At 72.2% G+C, this 18,288-nt stretch carries 3 protein-coding genes and 2 pseudogenes; 4 read left to right on the plus strand and 1 reads right to left on the minus strand.

The window, feature by feature from the left end; all coding sequences use genetic code 11:
- The 4 genes and pseudogenes from ABZ887_RS11140 to ABZ887_RS11155 all read left to right on the plus strand — a co-directional run.
- Positions 1-14,388: a hypothetical protein gene (locus tag ABZ887_RS11140; protein ID WP_361286088.1), complete on the plus strand. Its 14,388-nt coding sequence runs from the start codon at positions 1-3 to the stop codon at positions 14,386-14,388.
- Positions 14,389-15,200: 812 nt separating this feature from the next.
- A complete protein-coding gene (locus tag ABZ887_RS11145) occupies positions 15,201-15,701 on the plus strand; it encodes a DUF433 domain-containing protein (RefSeq protein WP_361286091.1) in 501 nt (166 codons plus the stop codon).
- Entirely contained in the window at positions 15,701-16,141 is a 441-nt protein-coding gene (locus tag ABZ887_RS11150) for a hypothetical protein (RefSeq protein WP_361286094.1), read from the plus strand. The genes ABZ887_RS11145 and ABZ887_RS11150 overlap by 1 nt, the downstream gene beginning before the upstream one ends.
- A 195-nt stretch (positions 16,142-16,336) precedes the next feature.
- Positions 16,337-16,447, plus strand: a pseudogene (locus ABZ887_RS11155) (thioredoxin-disulfide reductase); the annotation flags it as partial.
- A 147-nt stretch (positions 16,448-16,594) separates the two neighbouring features.
- Here ABZ887_RS11155 and ABZ887_RS11160 read toward each other — a convergent pair.
- A pseudogene (locus ABZ887_RS11160) lies at positions 16,595-18,288 on the minus strand (hypothetical protein); the annotation flags it as partial.

The following is an 18,288-nucleotide window of genomic DNA, read 5'->3' on the forward strand; positions in this document are numbered from 1 at the left end:
ATGAGCGTCGAGATGCCCCCCGAGCTGGCCTGGGTCGCCCGGCTGGCGGTCGGTCAGGCCTGGCCCAAGGGCGACGAGGACAACCTGCACGCCCTCGGCCAGGCGTGGAACGACGCCGCCCAGGAGCTCAAGGGCATCAGCGGGCAGATCGGCGCGTCCGGCAACGGGGTCCTGGAGAGCGTGGGCGGGCAGGTCGCCGACGAGTTCCGGACCTTCGTGACCCAACTGGAGTCCAGCCTCCCGGAGATGGCCGAGTCCGCGAACCAGCTGGGCAAGCTCGGCAAGCACACCGCCGTCCAGGTCGAGTACTCCAAGTACATGATCCTCGGCCAGCTCATCCTGCTGGCCGCGCAGATCGCCGAGTGGATCTTCTTCGCGCCCGAGGTCATCCCGCTGGCCATCACGGCGGCCCGGGTCGCGGTGAAGATGATCCTGCGCCGGCTGCTCATCTCGGTCGCGACCGGTGTCGCCCTGAACGTCGGCCTCGACGTCGCCGTCCAGACCATCCAGTTCCTCAAGGGCGACCGCACCGAGTGGTCCACCGACAACACCGTCTCCGCCGTGGTGTCGGGCGCCATCGGCGGGGCCGTGGGCGGCCTCTTCTTCGGTGTCGGCAGCGTCCTCGCACCGAAGTTCGCGCACTCGCTGCTCGGCAAGGGCATCCTCGGCGCGGCCACCGGCATCGGCACCTCCGGGATCATGTACGGCATCTACCACAGCGGGCAGGACGAGTTCGGCACGTCCATCACCGCGGGTGCACTGGGCGCGCTGGGCGGTGGCGGCAAGCGGCGGTTCGGCGGCAAGGACGACACGGTCAAGGTGGACCCCGTCCACGTGAACGTGCCGAACGCGCTCAAGCTCAGCCTGTCCGGCCTGGGCGGCCTGCCCGGCCTGCTCTCGGCCGCGAAGACGGATCAGCCGACCGGTTCCGGGACCTTCAAGGACTCGGCGGCGCAGAGCACGGCCACCACCGAGAGGAACGTGACACGGACCGGGACCGGGAGCGTGCAACAGAGCACCGGCACCCACCACACCACCGAGTCGGCCCACGGCACGTCCACCGCCACGTCGACCTCCGCGTCCACCTCCGCAGTTGTCACAGGCGCACAGCACGAACACGAACAGGGGCTGCCGGGCTTCTCGACCACCGTCAGGTCCACGTCGAGCAGCACGCAGTCCCACGCCGACAGCGGAACAACGACCCGCACCGGTTCGGCGTCCGGCACCCAGACCCGCGTCACGACAGGGGGCGGCGGCGTCCCCGGCACCGCCCGCCCGTCCACGGCGGGCACGGGCGCGGGCACGGGCGCGGGCACGGGCGCGGGCACGGGCACAGGTGCAGGCACGAACGGGTCGGCGTCGTCGGTCCGTACGGAGACCGGCGCATCCACTCGTAGCGCGCCCGGCACCTCCGTCCGTACCCAGACGGAGACGAACACGCCGCCGTCCGCCACCACCCGCACCCAGACCGGCCCGGAGTCCACCAGGACCGCGCAGACCACCGGCACCGCGGGCACGCCCAGGCCGACGGAGTCCGGCACCGCCACCACGTCCTCGTCGGCCACCACGTCCTCGTCGGCCACCGCAGGCGTCACCGACACCGAGGCCGGCGGCACCCCGCATACGACCGCCGCCGTATCGGAACCCGCGAGCGCCACCTCCACCGCCGCCACACCCGGCGAGAACGGCACCCCCGTACCCCACCGGCAGGCCGCCGCCCACGCCTCCACCCCCGCCCCCGACCGCGCTCCGGACCCCACCCCGCCCCCCGGCGGCCACCAGGCCGGACGGGATCCGGCGCCCCGGATGACGCTCGACCGCACGCCCCGCTTCGTCGTCCGGTCCGGCTACGAGGCCCGGCGGTTGATGTACCGGAACGAGCGGTTCACCGATCTGACGATCAGGGTGGCGCTCCGCGAGGGCGGCCGGGGGCACGACACCGACGTCGTGTGGAACCGGATGTCCGACGGTGTCGAGCAGTTCCTCAACGCACCCGCGTACCACCTCCCCAACGGCGACCGGCTGCACGTCACCGTCGTGCGCGCCCGCCCCGGCGAGGAGCCGCACCTGACGGTCGACCTGGTGGGCCGGGAGCGGGCCATGGACCAGCGGTCGTGGTGGCCGGACGCGGAACCCGTCGACTTCGCGCACGAGATCGCCCACCAGATCGGCCTGCGCGACGAGTACCGCGACCGGGACACCCCGCACCGCCCCGCGGTCGAGGGCAGCCTCCAGGGCGACTACCGTGCCCCCGCGCCCGAGGGCCTGCGCCAGGCGGGGCTGCGCGACCGCCATCTGCAGCTGATCGGTGCCGGGATCGGCGACCTGGGCGAACCGGCCGTGGCCGGGCACCCCCTCGACACGGCCCCGGCGCCGAAGACGGAGACGGAGACGGAGGCCGTCACCCGCCCGAGCGAGGGCGCACCGCCGCACGACGAGGAGTGGACGCGGGCGTGGCAGTCCGCGCAGGGCCACGAGCGCAGCCATGCCTGGGTGGACCCGGTCTCCGACCCCCTCGGCGCCGGACGCGGCCGCCTCCGGCCCGTGACCGGTGGCGGGACCGCGCCCGCGGTGGCCCCACGGATGCACCAGTCCCTGCGACCGTCGGTCTACTCACCCGAGAAGTCGCTGATCATGCAGCCCGGTTACGCCTCCGGCGACCAGTTCGGCATCCTCGCGATGCTGCTCGCCGAGCCGGACATGCACGTCCTGATCGCGCGCGGCCCCGGGCCCGGCCAGCCCGGACACGACCCGGTACTGGACAAGTCGCGGGCCATCGAGGCGTTCTACCGCGAGAGCGGGATCCACGAGGACCGCATCTGGACGCTGGACCTCCCCAGACTGGAGCAGGGCAACGTCTGGCACCAGCTGAACGACGAGGCCGCCGGGATCGCCCAGGACAAGTGGGGGATCAACAAGTACTTCGAGGAGATGTACGAGCAGAAGGAGCTGTGGGGGGTCACCAGCGGCACCGACTACGTCGCCCGGAACTTCTCGGAGCCGATGCGCACGGCCCTCCGCAACGCGTGGCATCTGGAGGACCACCGCGACGCGGAGGTCACCGACTGGCTGGCCGGGCAGGGGGTGCGCGTCCCGGAGGGCAAGAAGGACGTCCTGGTGCTGTGGTCCCGGTTCACCGGCAAGGGAGCGCAGTGGTCCGACCTGCGCAGCCGGATGGAGCACGACACCAGCTTCGAGGGGATGCGTCAGCTCGTCCGGAACCTGGCGGGCGACTACAAGGCGGTGATCATCACCGGTGACCGCCACCCCGACCCGGCCAAGGCCGGCAAGTGGGACGAGCTGGTCCAGGAGATGCGCACCGAGCTCGGCACCGAGCACATCCACAACCTCACCGGCTTCTGGCGGACCCCGACCGAGGAGCTGCACGCCTGGGGCGGCGACACCCGCACCGGCCAGTTCCGGCTCTACGACCACCTCGCCCGGCAGCACGGCGTCCAGCACCTCGGCTTCCGCTCCGGAAACCTGGAGGCCGTGGCGCTGATCGGTCACCCGGTCCGCTATCTGGAGGAGGGCGACTCGACCGGTTCCCGGCGCATGGAGGCCTGGCACGCGGAGTCCCACGGGCAGACCCGCAAGGGCGGTCTGCCCCCCGGGTACGAGCGGACCGTCGTCATCGATCCCCCCACCGCCTCCGGCAGGTACTCCAAGGACTTCGAGCTGAAGCCCGAGTTGCGGGGCACGTACCAGCCGCCGGACCCGAACTCCTGGTACCGCAAACCGGTCGAGGTGTACGGCAAGGAGCACGGCTTCGCCCATACGGACGTGGAGCGGATCCGCGAGGACCTGGGGCTCACCGGGCACCACCAGGGGCAGGAGGCGTTCGACGCACGCCGGTTGCGCGACGCCACCCGCCGGTATCTGAAGGTGACGGCGGAGATCAAGCAGTACCCGGAGTACAGCCGCCTCGCAAAGTACGACGTCGACGGGCACCTGGCGCACTTCGACGCCTTCCTGGCCCAGGACCCGGCGGCCTACCAGGGCGGCGCCACCCAGATGTACACCGACTTCGTCGACCGGTACCTGCCGTACCTGCCGAGCGTCTGGAACATCCGCCGTACCGTCCACTACAACGCCTGGGTCGAGCACGCCCAGCGGCAGGCCGCGGAGCAGGGCTCGTACCAGACCGGCGCCGCGCACGGCGGTGACGAGGTCATGCCGCGCGCCCCGCAGTCGGACGGTGACGGCCGGCAGTCCGACGGCACCGCGATGATGACCCGCCCCGCTCGCTCGTACCGGACGGCGGACGACTTCCCGTCGGGCGCGGTGGCGGAGTCCTCCGCCCAGGCGGCGGCCCGCGCGCAACGGTCCCCGGACCACCCGGCGCTCTCGGCGATCCCCACCACCGACGGCTTCGCCGAACTGCGCCATCTCTCCGACACCACCGCCTCCGACACCACCGCCTCGAACACCACCGCCTCCGACGGGACGGTGACGGAGACCGACGCGCGGTCCCAGTACGGCATGCCCGCGGCCAACTTCCGCAAGTTCAGGGACGTCGCGGCCGAGCGCAACCTCCGGATCGACGTCCGCCCGACCAACCCGACGGCCGCCGACTGGCTCGAAGGGGGGAAGCTGCCCAAGCCCAAGGACATCAAGGCGAAGTCCGTCAACGACCTGGACGTCAGGCTGGGGGCCAAGGAAGAACACCGCGGTCTGATCGGCTACTTCAAGCCCGTGCTGCCCGAGCGCGGCAGCCTCGACGACGCGGCCTGGACCAGGCTCCAGGCACGGCACGCCCAGCGCGACGAGGAGTTCAGGACGCTGGCGCCGGTCATGCACCGACTCACCGAGGAGGGCCGGTTCAAGGTCGAGGACGGCCTGGTCTTCGGCCGGGACCCCAAGGGGGAGTGGCGGGAGATCACCGGCGACCACGACGTGTTCGACATCGGCACGCCGGGCGGTACCCGGCTCAAGGGCGAGCGGTACGACCAGGTCGTCGACGCCATGATGAAGAACGACATGGCCGTCATGCACGGCGCACACATGGACTGGGAGCCGACCACGCCCTTCAGCAAGGGCATCTTCAGCAAGATCGTGGAGTCCCACCAGGAGGGCGGCGAACCCCTCCTCCGCTTCCGTCCCGGCGTCAACGACGCGGAACTCGTGCACGCCCCGGCCGAGTTCCGCTTCCGGGGCCCGGACCCGGAGCCACGGCCGGCCCCGGCGGAACCACCGGCCGACCGTCCCAAGCCGCACACCGACCACGCCGAACCACCGACCGGCCACCCCGAACCACCGCTCCCGCAGACGGAGACCGTCCCCCGGGCCGAACCCCCGTCCTCGCTCGCGCCCACCGAGTCCACGACCACCGAGCCGGAACCGCCGACCCTCGTCCGCGCCGACTCGCCCCTCGGGCACGCGTCCCCCCTCCCCCGTGTCGAGTACCCCGTCCTCCCCTCGTCGGAGCCGGAGACCGCGGTCGGCGTGCGGCCCCGTGAACCCGAGGCGCTGCCCGTCGTCAAGCCGGTCGTCGGACCCGTCGTGGACCCCGCCGTGGACCCCGAGACGGCCACCGGGACGATCACCGGGGACGCCGTCAAGGCCGCCGAGCCCGAGCCCATGCTCGTGGAGCCGGAGGGCGACCCCGCGATCCCGCCCCGGCCGGACGACGACCCGCACCGGGCCGGTGCCCCCGAGACCGCCGACCACGCCGCGCTGCCGCCCGAGCCGCCCGAGCCGCCGGGCCCGCCCGCTCGGCTCGGCGACCGGCACCAGCGGTCGCTGGCCGGCATCCGGATCACCGACGCCCCCGGCCCCGAGGCCCTGCGCGCCCAGGTCCTGGCGACCCTGCCCGCGGCGCACCGCACCGACCGCCAGGTCGTCCAGAAACTCGACGCGGAGTTCGACCCGGCCACCTTCCGCACCCGGCACGAACAGATGGTCAACGGCGGCTGGCGCTTCCAGATCCGGGTGGCCGGCGCCCTGCACGACGTGCTGCTCACCGCCCGCCCCGACCGCTGGCGCCTGCGCGCCGAACAGGCGACGGCCGAGGAGAAGACCGGCAAGAGCTTCGACCGGTCCGCCGAGGCCAAGCGCGCGGCGGAGCCGAAGAAGACCTCGCTCACCACCTCGGAGGCGGGCCTGGACCTGGCCCCGACGGTGATCCGCCCGGACGGTACCGGCGGCGACCGGCTGGCCCTGATCACCCCTTCCGTCAAGGCGGGCGGCGCCACCCACGCGACCGACACCTCGGTGAAGACGGGCGCCGAGACGGGTACGAAGACCTCGCTCACCGGCCCCACCGACACCTACGTCTCCCGTTTCCGTTACGAGACGGCCGTCATCGGCCCCGACGGCACCCCGCTCGCCCGGCCCGCCGGCGGGGGCACCGTCGCCGCCGACGTGACCGCGGAGATCACCCGACCGGAGCCGGCCCCGGCGGACGGCCGCGCCGCCGGCTGGAACGGCTGGGAGAGCGACCCCACCGCCCCCGCGGCGGGCCGTCCCCTCGACGTCACCGGCCTGAGCGCGCTGCACGACGACGTCTTCCGTCACCTCCCGCGCGAGGCCCGCCCCGACGGCACCGCGCACAACGACATCCTGGAGTTCCTGTCCCCGAAGAACGTCGTCGACGGCTTCGAACACGCCGCCGGCTGGGGGCTGACGTCCAAACGACTCGACCTCACCGGCGGCGGGCACGCCTGGCTCCGGCTCACCCTGGCCCCCGGGGCGTCGGTGCGCGAGGGCACGGTCGCGGACAAGGACACCGTCACCAGCAAGGAGACCGGCGAGCACGCCACGGGCCGTACCGACACCTCCGGCTGGGGCCTCGGCCTGAACGGCGGCGGCGCGCGGCGGATGTGGCAGAGCGCCACGACGAAGGAGTCCTCCTGGCTGACGGTCACCGGCGGCTACTCCTACGCGTACAGCCAGGCCCACCAGGAGAAGGGCAAGCAGACCTTCTCGCTGGAGCACAGCCTGGAGCACGCGGGCACCGGCGACCTGGTCAGGACCGCCGTACGGTTCCGGGTGGAGGTGCTGCGCGAGCGGCTGTCCCCGGGCACGGACGGCCTGCACGCGGTCCGCACGGACCCCGACCCTGCGCCCGCGCCCGGCGAGGCCCCGCGCGACGCGGAGAACCCGCCCGTCCCCCACACCGGCGTGGTCCTCCGCGTCCGCCACCAGCCGCCCGCTCCCCCCACCGACCCGCACACCCCCACGACCGACGCCCCCGCCGCCGACGCTCCGGCCCCCGCTCCCGCCACCCGCGCCCCCGGCGATCTCAACGCCCCCCTGGTCGCCCAGCGCACCGCCTTCGTCGACGTACCCGGCGCCCGGGAGCTGGAGCAGCACATCACCGAGCGGCTGCACGAGCTGGCCCCCGGAATCCTGCCGCCGCCCGGCGGCGCGGCGGGCCGGGTCACCCCGCAGGCCATGGAGAACCAGCGCCTGCTGCGCGAGCGCGTCTCCCGGTCCGGGCTGCGCGCCGACGGCGGACAGCTCCTCGACGGAACCTTCCGGATCACCCTGGACGCCTCCCATCTGCCGGGGCTGCCCGGTCGTACGTACGAGGTGGTGGTCCGGGCCGACACCGAGGCGGGCCGCCACGACGGGGTGGCGGCGGGAACCGCGAAGAACACGGTGTCCCGGGGCCACGCCGCCGACAAGGGCGTGACCCGGGGCAGCAAGCACACCCTCGGTGTCAGCGGCAACCTGCGCAGGGCCCTGAACCCGCCCGACACCGTACGGGTGTTCGGGAACGCGGGTATCGACGGCTCGTACGGCCCGTCGCGGCAGACCGTGGCGTCCAGCGAGACGCAGGCCAAGCGGACGTTCCAGCACAAGGGACCGGCGGACGCGTTCAGTTACCCGGTGACGTACCGCGTCCTGGTGGCCCCGCACCGGGAGGGCGCCCCGCCGAGCACCCTGCCCGCCGCACACCCCGCCGCCGGCCGGGGCCCGGACACGGTGCGCGAGGTGGTCCCCGCGTCCGGCGACCGCCTGCGGGTCGAGGTGCGCCGCCCGGAGGTGTCCGCCACCGCGCCCCGCCACCTGTGGCGGCCCACCCGGCTGCCCCAGCTGCACGCCGTCACGCGGGTCGCCGACGAGGCGGGGTTCCAGCGGCAGGCACGGGCCGCGCTGGAGCAGGTGTACCGCTCCCGCGAGCCGGGCACCGTCGAACCGTCACCCGGCCCACCGCTGGACGAGGCCGTGGCGGCGCTGGCCGGCCACGCCCAGCTGCCCGGTCTGGTCTCCGCCTCGCACGCCGGCTGGACCAACACGCTCGACCGGCACGTCGGCGACGGCCGGGCCCCCGACACCGTGGGCCTGTCGGTGCGCACCCGGCTGATCGACCTGACCTACGAGGAGACGCTGTCCGGGGACAGCACGCTGGAGCTGGAGCTGAAGGCGAGCGGCGCCACCACCCTCGCCGACCAGGCGTCGCTGTCCGTCAAGGGCAACCTCGGCCCGGACTTCGGCCTGTTCCCCGAGACCGCGGCCGGCGCGCTGACCACCGGTTTCCAGGTGCGTGGCGGCGGCAAGATCAAGGGCGGCGGCCAGTGGGACACCGTCGACACCCTCAAGCAGCAGACCAGCACCACCCGCAAGGTCGGCCACACCGGCACCTGGCACGTCTACCGGGCCACGGCCGAACTGAGCGTCGCCGGACGTCTCACCGAGGCCTCCGGCACCACGCACACGGGCCACCCGGTCCGCCGCGACCACGACGTCTACGTCCTCCTCTCCGACGAGGACGTGACCCGCCTGCACGCCGCGGCCGCTCCTCCCGCCTCCCCGCCGGAACTCCGCGCCACCCTCCTGGACCAGGGAGTCTCGGGCGGAGCCCTGGTGGAACTCCCCGGCACCGACGCCGTCCTGCGGGAGATCGACCAGCAGGTGCGCGGACCGAACGACGACACCGTCCCGGTGGCCGCCCTGCACTTCGCCGACACCTACACGCCGGACAGCCTCGCCGCCCGCTACGACGAGCTCGTCGGCCCCGGCGTCCTGGACCGGCACGTCGAGGTGACGCGTGCCGGTCGGGTCGTCACCGAGGTGCTGGTGCGCGCGACCACCGACGGCTGGCACGACGACGGCTCCCGCTCCGACCGCCCTCTCACCCGTGACGTCACCGCCGCCCACACGGTCAAGGGCAAGGCCGGCGCCAAGGGCACGTTCGGCGCCGACGGCAATCTGCGGGCCTCCGTACGCCCGCCGGTGCCCCACTTCAACTCGGCCTCCCTCACCCCCACCGGCGCCCTCGAAGGCGGCCGGGGCAGCAGCGCCGAGTCCGGCGTGACCACCACCGTCGGCCACAAGACCTCCGGGTACGGTGACACGAGCGCCCGCTTCACCACCGGTCTGCGGTACGAGGTGACGGTCACCCGGCGCACCGAGACCGGCCGCTTCGTGCACCTGCCGAAGGAGCCCGCGGCCCTGGTCCCGGAGCGGGCCACTGCGTGGGTGCCGGAGTCCCTCACCGAGGACGCGACCGCCGCACCCCACCCCGGCGCCCCGCACGTCCCCGACGACCCGGCCGCCCCCCTGGCCGACCATCCGTTCGACGTCGAACTCGGCCGCCTCCGCGACCCCGCCCGGTACGCCGCCTGGCAGGACGCCCTGCGCGGGGCGCACGACCTGGTCGGCTTCGACAACACCAAAGCCCTGCACGACACCGCCGTCCAGGTCCAGGCGACCCCGCGCCCCTGGGGTGACGGCGTCCTGGGCCAGACCGGCGCCTACTACTCCTGGGCCCTTGCGCAGAGCGCCGACGTGGCCGGGCGGGCGGCCCACGCCCTGCTTCCCTCGCACCTGACGGACACCGTCTCCCGTTTCCTGGCCACCTTCACCGCCGACCCCCGGCTCGGCCCCGGCCACGACCTGAGCCAGGAACAACGCCTCACGGTGGAGGAGCAGTTCGCGATCCGGCAGATGTTCTCCGGCCAGTCGCTCCCCGCCCTCTTCCACCAACTGGGCGCCTCGGACCGCCCCTACCGGGTACCCGGCACCTCCCTCGCCGTGTCGATGGAGGCCATCGGCCCCGCCCAGGAACTCGCCCACCGCGACGCCGCCGACGACGAACTCTCGGTCGCCGTCAAGGACGAATCAACCACCGCCGCCACCAACTCCTACAACTGGACGGTCACCCCCGCCGACTTCGCGGTCCTCACCGAGGACCCGGTCCTCACCGTCCCCCTGGCCACCACCCGCCTCACCCGCGACCAGACCTACGACTCCACGCGCCCCGTCACCCGCACCCCCGGCACCCCGAGCCGCCCCACCCCCGACGCGTCCCTCCCGCACGCCGTACCCCCCACCGAGCCGGGCAAGGCCAAACTCACCGGCCCGGCCTCCCTGATGCGCCAGCCCGTCCGCATCACCATCCACCCCCACGACGACACCGGCCCCTACGGCACCCCCCGCTCCCTGACCGGCCACCTCTTCCACTGGACCACCACCCCGACCCCGGCCCCCACCGACCACCCCTCCGCCTCCGCCTCCCACCCCAACTCCAACGCTCCCGAGATCGCCCCCCGCGCCCCCCGAACAACCCCCCGACCCCCCGCAGCCGCCCCCCGCTCCGAGAGCCCCACCACACCCCTGCCCTCCGCACCCGCCGAACCCCAGGCCCCCGCACACGCCAAGCCCCATCCCTCCGTGCACGCCGAACCCCATCCCTCCGTGCACGTCCAACCCCAGGCCCCCGCGTACACCGCCCCCCATCCCCCCGCGGCCGCCGATGGCGCATCCGCCCCACAGGGGCCACCCGCACCCGACCACGAAACCGTCACGGGTGGTGCGGGTGGGAACACCAAGGCCGAAGGCGAAGCCGAGGCCACAGCACCCCCCACTCCACCCCACACCCACAACATCACCTTCGCCACCGAACACACCACCACCCTCACCCCCACCCAGATCACCCACCTCGACACCCTGGCCGCCGACACCGCCCGGAACGCCGCACAGCTCACCGAACACAGCCTCCCCACCATCCAGATCACCGGCCACGCCACCGCGTCCCTGGCCGGCCAGCCCCACTTCGGCCGCTCTCTCCAACTCGCCGCCGAACACGCCGAACGCGTCCGCGAGTTCTTCACCCGCCGCCTGGACGCCCACCTGCACGACCTCGGCTCCCCCCTCACCTCCTCCGCGTTCACGGTCACCACCGAGTCCCACGGCCCTGACCTCCCCCACCCCACCCAGGACTCCCCCCACCGCGCGGTCGTCACGATCACCCACCCCCCGACCGCAGCCCACGAACCCTCGCAAGCACCGCAGGCACCGCCCCTGCACCCCAGCCAGTGGCGCCCCCGGCGCGACCAGGCGGTCTGGTCCGTGCTCCGCACGGAGCGGTACGACCCCGCCCGCGACCCGGCGACCGACCGCCCCGCACCGGGCCTCCTCGCCGGCCGCGACGTCGTGGTCCGCGCCGCGGTCACCCGGATCCAGGCGAACGACGGACGCTGGGTCCGCAACCTCTCCCTGCACCTCCCCGTACGCTTCGGCCACGGGTTCGGCCCCGCCGACCTGGCCCCGTACCGCGAACGCCTCCAGTCGCTGCTGGACACACACGTCAACAACGGGCGCCGGCTGCCCGGTTCGGGCGACCAGCTGCACATCGACGTGGACCTGGAACACCGCCCGGACCACCCGGAGGCCGTCGAGATCAGCCGGAGCGAGCTCCCCGAGCGCGACTGGGACCAGTTCACCTTCCCCCTCGGCACGCACGAGGGCGTCCGGGACGACGCCCGCGCCCTCCACGAACTGCTGCACTACGGCGGCCTGCCGGACCGCTACCACGACGCCACGACGCTCTTCCGCCGCAACGAGGAACAGGCCGACCGAACCGGCCTCATGGCGACCATCGACACCATCGACGTACCCGACACCTATCTGCGGTCCATAGCCGAGGTCACCGACTCCGGCCCGGTCCTGCGCGACCTGCCGTACACCGAGGACGGAAAGCCGGCCGTCACCGCCCCCGGGCTGACCGGCGCCGCGGCCCGCGAGTCCCTCCTCTCCCCGGACCCGCACCCGACGACCCCGACCCCGACGACCCCGACCCCGACCCGGCCCCCTGCCGCCGCACCCTTCTCCGGCCGCTCCGCCGCGGACGTCGCGAGGCTGGTCCGCGACGTCATGCACGAGAACACCGCGATGGACGGCGGCGGCCGCAACTGGCGGGGCGCCGGGCGCCCCCGCTTCGACCACGCCCGGTACCACGTCCACCATGCCGACACCGACCGGGCACAGCACGAGGTGCCCTGGGCCGACGACGCCTACGTCGTCCTGGCCCGTGCCGCCAAGGGCCACATCACGCTGGAGACCCCGGCCCGCACCGTCCGGCTGACGGATGCCGAGGACTTCGCCGACCTGCTGGCGAAGGACCCGAACCGGCCCCCGAACGCCGACATCGTGCTGGCCGTGCGCGGCCATGACGAGGCCCCCGCCAGGCTGGCGGAAGCCGTGTTCCTGGCGACGGGGAAGAAGGTGTGGACGCCGTCGGACGGCGCCCTCGACCTCGTGTCCGTCCGGACGCACAGGACGACGGTGGAGCGGATCGAGCTGTCCGGAAGCAACGCGCACTGGGCCGCCACCACGCAGTTCGGCCGCGACGAGTTCGCGCATCTGCGCCCCGAGCCGCTGGTCACCAGGAGGTACACGGTCCAGGCCGCCGACGCCGACGCCGTGCTCTTCCGCCGGCTGCCCGCCACCCACCTCGCGGCCGTCCACTCCGTCCGGTCCGCCCCCGACGCTCCCGCGCTGCTGCTGCCCACCCAGGAACTCGGCGAGGTGCGGGCCGGGGACCACCCCGCGATCCGGGTGTCGCGTGACCGCACCCTGGCCATCGACACCGGCGGCCTGAGCCAGCACGCGTACGCCACCGAGCGGGCCGTCGCCGAGTCCAACACGAAACTGGCCGCCGCCGGCAGCAAGGTACGGCTGGACGCCGATCCCGAGGTCTCCCTCGTCCTGCCCCGGACCGACGGAGAGCCCGGACCCGGTACGCGCCTCCTGCGGGTCACCCCGCGCTTCCTGACCAGCTCCGGCCGGTCCGAGGAGGAGGCCTGCCGGGACTTCGCCCAGATGGTGTCCGGCCAGGTCAGGGCCTCGAACGTGGTGTTCAGAGCACAGCGGCAGGTCGCGACCGGCCGGATCAGCGCCCTGGACACGGCAGAGGTCACCGGCACCCACCATCTCGCCGAGTCGCTCGCCCGGGTCGCCGACGGCGAGATCGACCCGGCGGCCACCGGCCCGGTCTGGGCCGCCGCCCAGATCGCCCGGGACAACCGGGGCGTGGGCGGTCAGGGCGGCGCACCGCTGCCCGGCCGGGAGTACGGCAGCGCGCTCAGCTACGAACAGCTGGACGACCCGCGCCGGGACGCGCTGGCCCGGGCGGCCCGGCACACCGGGTTCAACGAGGGTGCCTGGGCCCAGGTGGGCGAGGGCTACATGGTCCAGTCGATCAACGCGGCCGACGAGTCCGGCAGGCCGACCCTGAAGTTCAACTACGCCAAGCCGGGCGCGAGCAACGGCTCACACTTCGGCTACCACTTCGCGTCCGTCGTCCTGGCCAGCGAGGACGGCCGCGCCCAGATCACCCTGGAGAACCACGCCCGGGTCAGCAGGAACGATGCGGAGACGAACACGGCGGTCGAGAAGAACCTGCGCAGCTCCGCCGCCGCCCTGCGCGAGGTGGCCGCCTCGCTGCACCAACGCGTGCGGTACGCGGAACAGGCCGACGTGCCCGCGGAGCGCCTGAAGACCCTCAGGTCCTGGGCCAGGGTGGCCGATCTGCTGGTCACGGCGAAGGAGGCCCGCGACCGGCGCGCGCCCGAGGCGGAGCAGGACCACACCTTCGGCCAGGCCGCCGCGGCGATGAAGGGCACCGCCCCGCTGATCGACGGCAAGGCCCAGTGGTACTTCCGCTCGTACAGCAGGCGACCGGGAGAGACCATGCACGAGAGCCACGCGGAACTCCTCTCCGACCACGTCTCGGCCGAGGCGAACCCCCTCACCCTGGTCGTGCTCCACGGCCACGCCGTCTCCGCGCCCGAGCACCGTTCCATCCCCTTCGACGCGTCCGGCCCGATGGCGGACAGCACGGGCTACAAGCTGGAATTCCTGGCCGAACACCTGGTCCGCACCGGCCTCTGGAACCAGAGCCACGGCCTCCCGCTGCCGACCACCGACCTGACCGCCCACGACTCCGCCCCGCACCCGAACCTCCGCACCACCACCGCCATGGCCACCCGGATCCGCGACGAACTACGCACCCGCATAGCGGCCCTCCTCCTCACCCACGGCTCGCCCCTCACCCCTGACGCCTTCACCATCTCCCTGACCACGGCCCTCCAGCCCGGCACCCGCCAGGTCACCTACGACGTGAACCACTGGCGCACCGCCGACCCCCAGCGCCGCTGACCCCCGGATCAACGACCTCACACCCACCACCACCCAACAAAAAATCCCAGTCCAGACACTGTCTGAACCGGGATTCCAAAAGAGCCGCTTTCGGGATTCGAACCCGAGACCTACGCATTACGAGTCGGCACATGATCTTCTTGGATCATCTCAACCTTACTCACCCTGCGTGATACCAGCAGCTCACAGGCCCTCGGCGCACTCGGCACTTCTCAGTCTTTCTCGATCGTTCTTCATCCTCATGTTCCCATCACGTTCCCATCAGCCCCTGGGAACGGCCCTCGGACACCCTACCGAGACAGGACAGCACCCCGATGAGCGGCCAGATCCGCCGACAGGTCGAGGGGTTTCGAAACGGGGGGCTACACACCCCCATTGGGATGAGAAAGGCATCCTGCCCCCTTCACCCGGGGCAGAGCCGATGACCGTTCTCGCAGGTCAGCCGCGCGGAAACAGCGTAGTGCATCAAGCTCTAGCCGATCCGGGGTCACGAGCATCGGTCTCGTTCGGCCTACCGCAGCCCCGCTTTGCCCGCACGCTGGCAGGCCAGGCTTTTCGTGCCGCAAAGAGCCTGCTTCTGAGCCCTTCGTCCCACGTCCTGTAGCGTCCACAGGCGCGGAACTGGGATGCTGGCGTGTAGTGGAACTTACGAGAACCGGAGGGGGTGGACCATGGCGTACTCGACTCGTATGGCTGCGGCCCTCTCTGGGGCTACGACCGGGCAGCTTCGGTCTTGGCGGCAGGACCGTGGCAACGGTCCGGTTCTTTGTCCCGAGCTTGCAGCTAAGCCGGCTCTGTACTCCTTCCGGGACGTGCTGGCGCTGCGCGCGTTCGCGATCCTGCGTCAGGATGTGTCGCTGCAGAAGATCCGGAAGGCCCTGGCCACGCTGAAGCGGTTCGGCGAGGTCGAGCACCTGTCCAGCTACTCCCTGGTGGCCGAGGGCGACTCCATCGTCCTGGTGGGCGACCCGAACGACGATCATGCGACCGACCTGGTCAAGCATCCCGGACAGCGAGTGATCGCCACCATGGCTGACATCCTCCAGGAGTTCGCGCCTCGCGCCGGCGTGGTCGTTCCACATCTTCTAAGACCCAAGCAGCATGTGAGCGTCGATCCTGAGACCCAGGGCGGGCAGCCGGTCATCACCGGCACCCGTGTCCCCTTCGATGCCGTGGCCGAGCTCGTGGAGGACGGCATCCCTCCCGAGAAGATCGCCGACTACTACCCAGGTGTGACAGCGGAGGCCGCCCGTGACGCGGTGTCCTTCGCTCTCTACGTCGACAGCTACAGCCCGGGACCGCGCGCTGTCTGATGCGAATCCTCATCGACGAGAACGTCCCGGTGCAGATGCTGGAGATACTCAGGCGGCTGCTGCATGAGCACGAGGTGCGCCACGTCAGCGAGCTCAAGTGGGCCGGGAAGAAGGATCTCGCCCTGCTCCCTGACGCCGCGAAGAGAGGCTTCGAAGCCTTCCTCACGAAGGACGGGCGTCAGCTGGAGGACCCATCGGAGACGGCCGCCATCAAGAAGTCAGGCATGCACCACATTCGGTTCAGCCATGGCCACAAGGGCATGGTGGGTCTGGGCCTAGCCATGGGGGCGGTGATCGCTGCCATGCCGCTGATCGTCCGTGACCTCGAGACATCGGAAGGTCAGCAGCTCGTCCACATCAAAGGGCTGAACCCTGGCAGCAAACAGCGGTTCGATCTGGTTGACCCTGGCAAGGCACCGCCGCGGTACTGGCCGCGCTAGTCAGGTCTGGCGGCTCTGCTTCACACTCCTGATTGTCAGCTGCGGCCGAGGTGGTGCGCGCCGTACAGGGCAAGGCGGCGCGAGGCCGCGACCGGTCCCTCGCACCGATCACAGCCTCGCTTGTGTGGAAGTCGGTCGTCGGCGGCTCAGCAATGGCCGCCCGCAGCATCCGGTTCCTTTGCGCCGACCTCGGCGAACATCCCAAGCGTCTTCGCCGCCGACGTCGACACCTACCGCCAGTCCATCACCGTCGCCAGCGGCCGCCAGGCGGCACTCGATGCAGAGCGACACCTCGCCGCTCTTGCATGTCCCCGGTCATCGGTCATGGCCGATGACCGTTCGCACCGCGATCGGCCATTGTCACGTCCCGGAGATCGATCACGACCGATGGCCCTCCGAGGTCGATCAGCCATGGCTTGGCGATCGGCCAAGGGCTCGTCCTGAAGGCTGCGGCTAAGACCATGGAGACGCGGGTGTGCCATCCGGATCCAGACCATCCGGCCACCGCTGGATGAATGCAGCCCGCCGGACTTCACTCGCGTCTGCGGCTTGCCGGAAGAGAACCTCGGCGCACCCATCGTCTCCGGACGCTTCTCGCTTCTGCGCCAGCTCGACCAGGACATCGCCGTCGCCAGCGTCGGCCGCCTGCCGTGCAAGCTCTTCGGCCTGCTCCGAGTTCCCGGCCTGCTCCCGCCGCCGGGCCAGTTCGACCAGGGCACTGCTGTCTCCGGCATCGGCGGCCAGCCGTGCCAGCGTCTCCGCCCGATCATGGTCGCCCGCCGCCTCCCGCATCCGCGCCAGCTCAACTGCGGGTCGGTAGTTACCCACGGCCGCAGTCTGCCGAGCAAGGGCCTCAGCCGCGTCGTGATCTCCCGCTCTCTCCAGCAGCCTTGTCACATCAGCCAAGGCACGGTCGGAGCCGAGGCCCGCGAGCGACCTGAAAAGCTTCTCCGCCCGCTGGTGATCCCCAGCTGCCTCCCGCCGGTCCGCGAGCGCGGCCAGGGCACCGGGGTTTCCCGCCTCGGCGGCCAACAGCGCCAGTTCCTCGGCCCGCTCCAACTCCCCGGCCCGCTCCCGCACCTGCACCAGGTAGTTCACGGAAAGATCGTTTCCCGCGTCGGCAGCGTGCCCGGCCAGTACCTCGGCCCGCTCGTACTCCCCCTCCTGCTCCCGCACCTGCACCAGCTCGACCAAAACGCTGTTGTTTCCGGCGTCGGCGGCGCGCCGAGCCAACTCCTCAGCCAGCCGGTGGTCCGCGGCTTCTTCTCGTCTCCGCGCGACACTGACCAGGATGCTGGGGTTTCCCGCCTCGGCGGCCAGCAGGGCTAGTTCCTCGGCCCGCTCCAACTCCCCATCCCGTTCCCGCTTCCGCGCCAGATCAGCAACGGGGCCGTTGCACCCGAAACCGGCGGCCTTACGTGCCAGTTCCTCAGCCTGCTGGTGGAGCCCCGCGTCCTCCCGCATGTACATCAGAAGCCACAGAATGCTTGAGTGTCCGGCGGCGGCAGCAAGGAACGCCAGTTCCTCAGCCCTCCGCAGCTTGCCGGTCTTCTCTCGGCTCTGTGCCAGCTCAGCCACCGCTGTGGCGTCTCCGGCGTTGGCAGCCTGCCGTGCGAGTGCTTCGGCATGATCGTGGTCCCCGGCCGCCTCCCGTCTCCGGGCCAGTTCGACCATCGCTGCGGCGCTGCCCGCGTCGGCTGCCTGCTGGTACAAGGACTCGGCCCGCTCGTGGTCCCCGGCCGCCTCCCGCCGACCCGCGAGGTCGACCAGCACAGTGGTGTTTCCCGCCGCGGCGACCAGCCGGGCCAGCTCACCGGCCCGCTCAAACTTCCCGGTGCGCTCCCGCTTCCGCGCCAGCTCAGCCAGAGGAAGGCTGTTTCCGGCGTCGGCGGCGTAGCGTGCCAGTTCCTCGGCGCGCTCGTACTTCCCGGCCTGCTCCCGCTTCCGCGCCAGCTCAGCCACCGCTGTGGCGTCTCCGGCGTTGGCAGCCTGCCGTGCGAGTGCTTCGGCATGATCGGGCTTCCAGGCCGCCTCACGCTTTCGGGCCAGCTCGACCATCGCTGCGGCGCTGCCCGCGTCGGCTGCCTGCTGGTACAAGGACTCGGCCCGCTCGTGGTCCCCGGCCGCCTCCCGCCGACCCGCGAGTT

It is taken from the genome of Streptomyces sp. NPDC047061, from assembly GCF_040643955.1.
GTDB lineage: Bacteria > Actinomycetota > Actinomycetes > Streptomycetales > Streptomycetaceae > Streptomyces.

What these genes read in the sequence shown, in the direction of transcription:
- ABZ887_RS11140 (WP_361286088.1), top strand. Translation starts at nt 1, where the DNA reads ATGAGCGTCGAGATGCCCCCCGAGCTGGCCTGGGTCGCCCGGCTGGCG.
- ABZ887_RS11150 (WP_361286094.1), top strand. Translation starts at nt 15,701, where the DNA reads ATGCGAATCCTCATCGACGAGAACGTCCCGGTGCAGATGCTGGAGATA.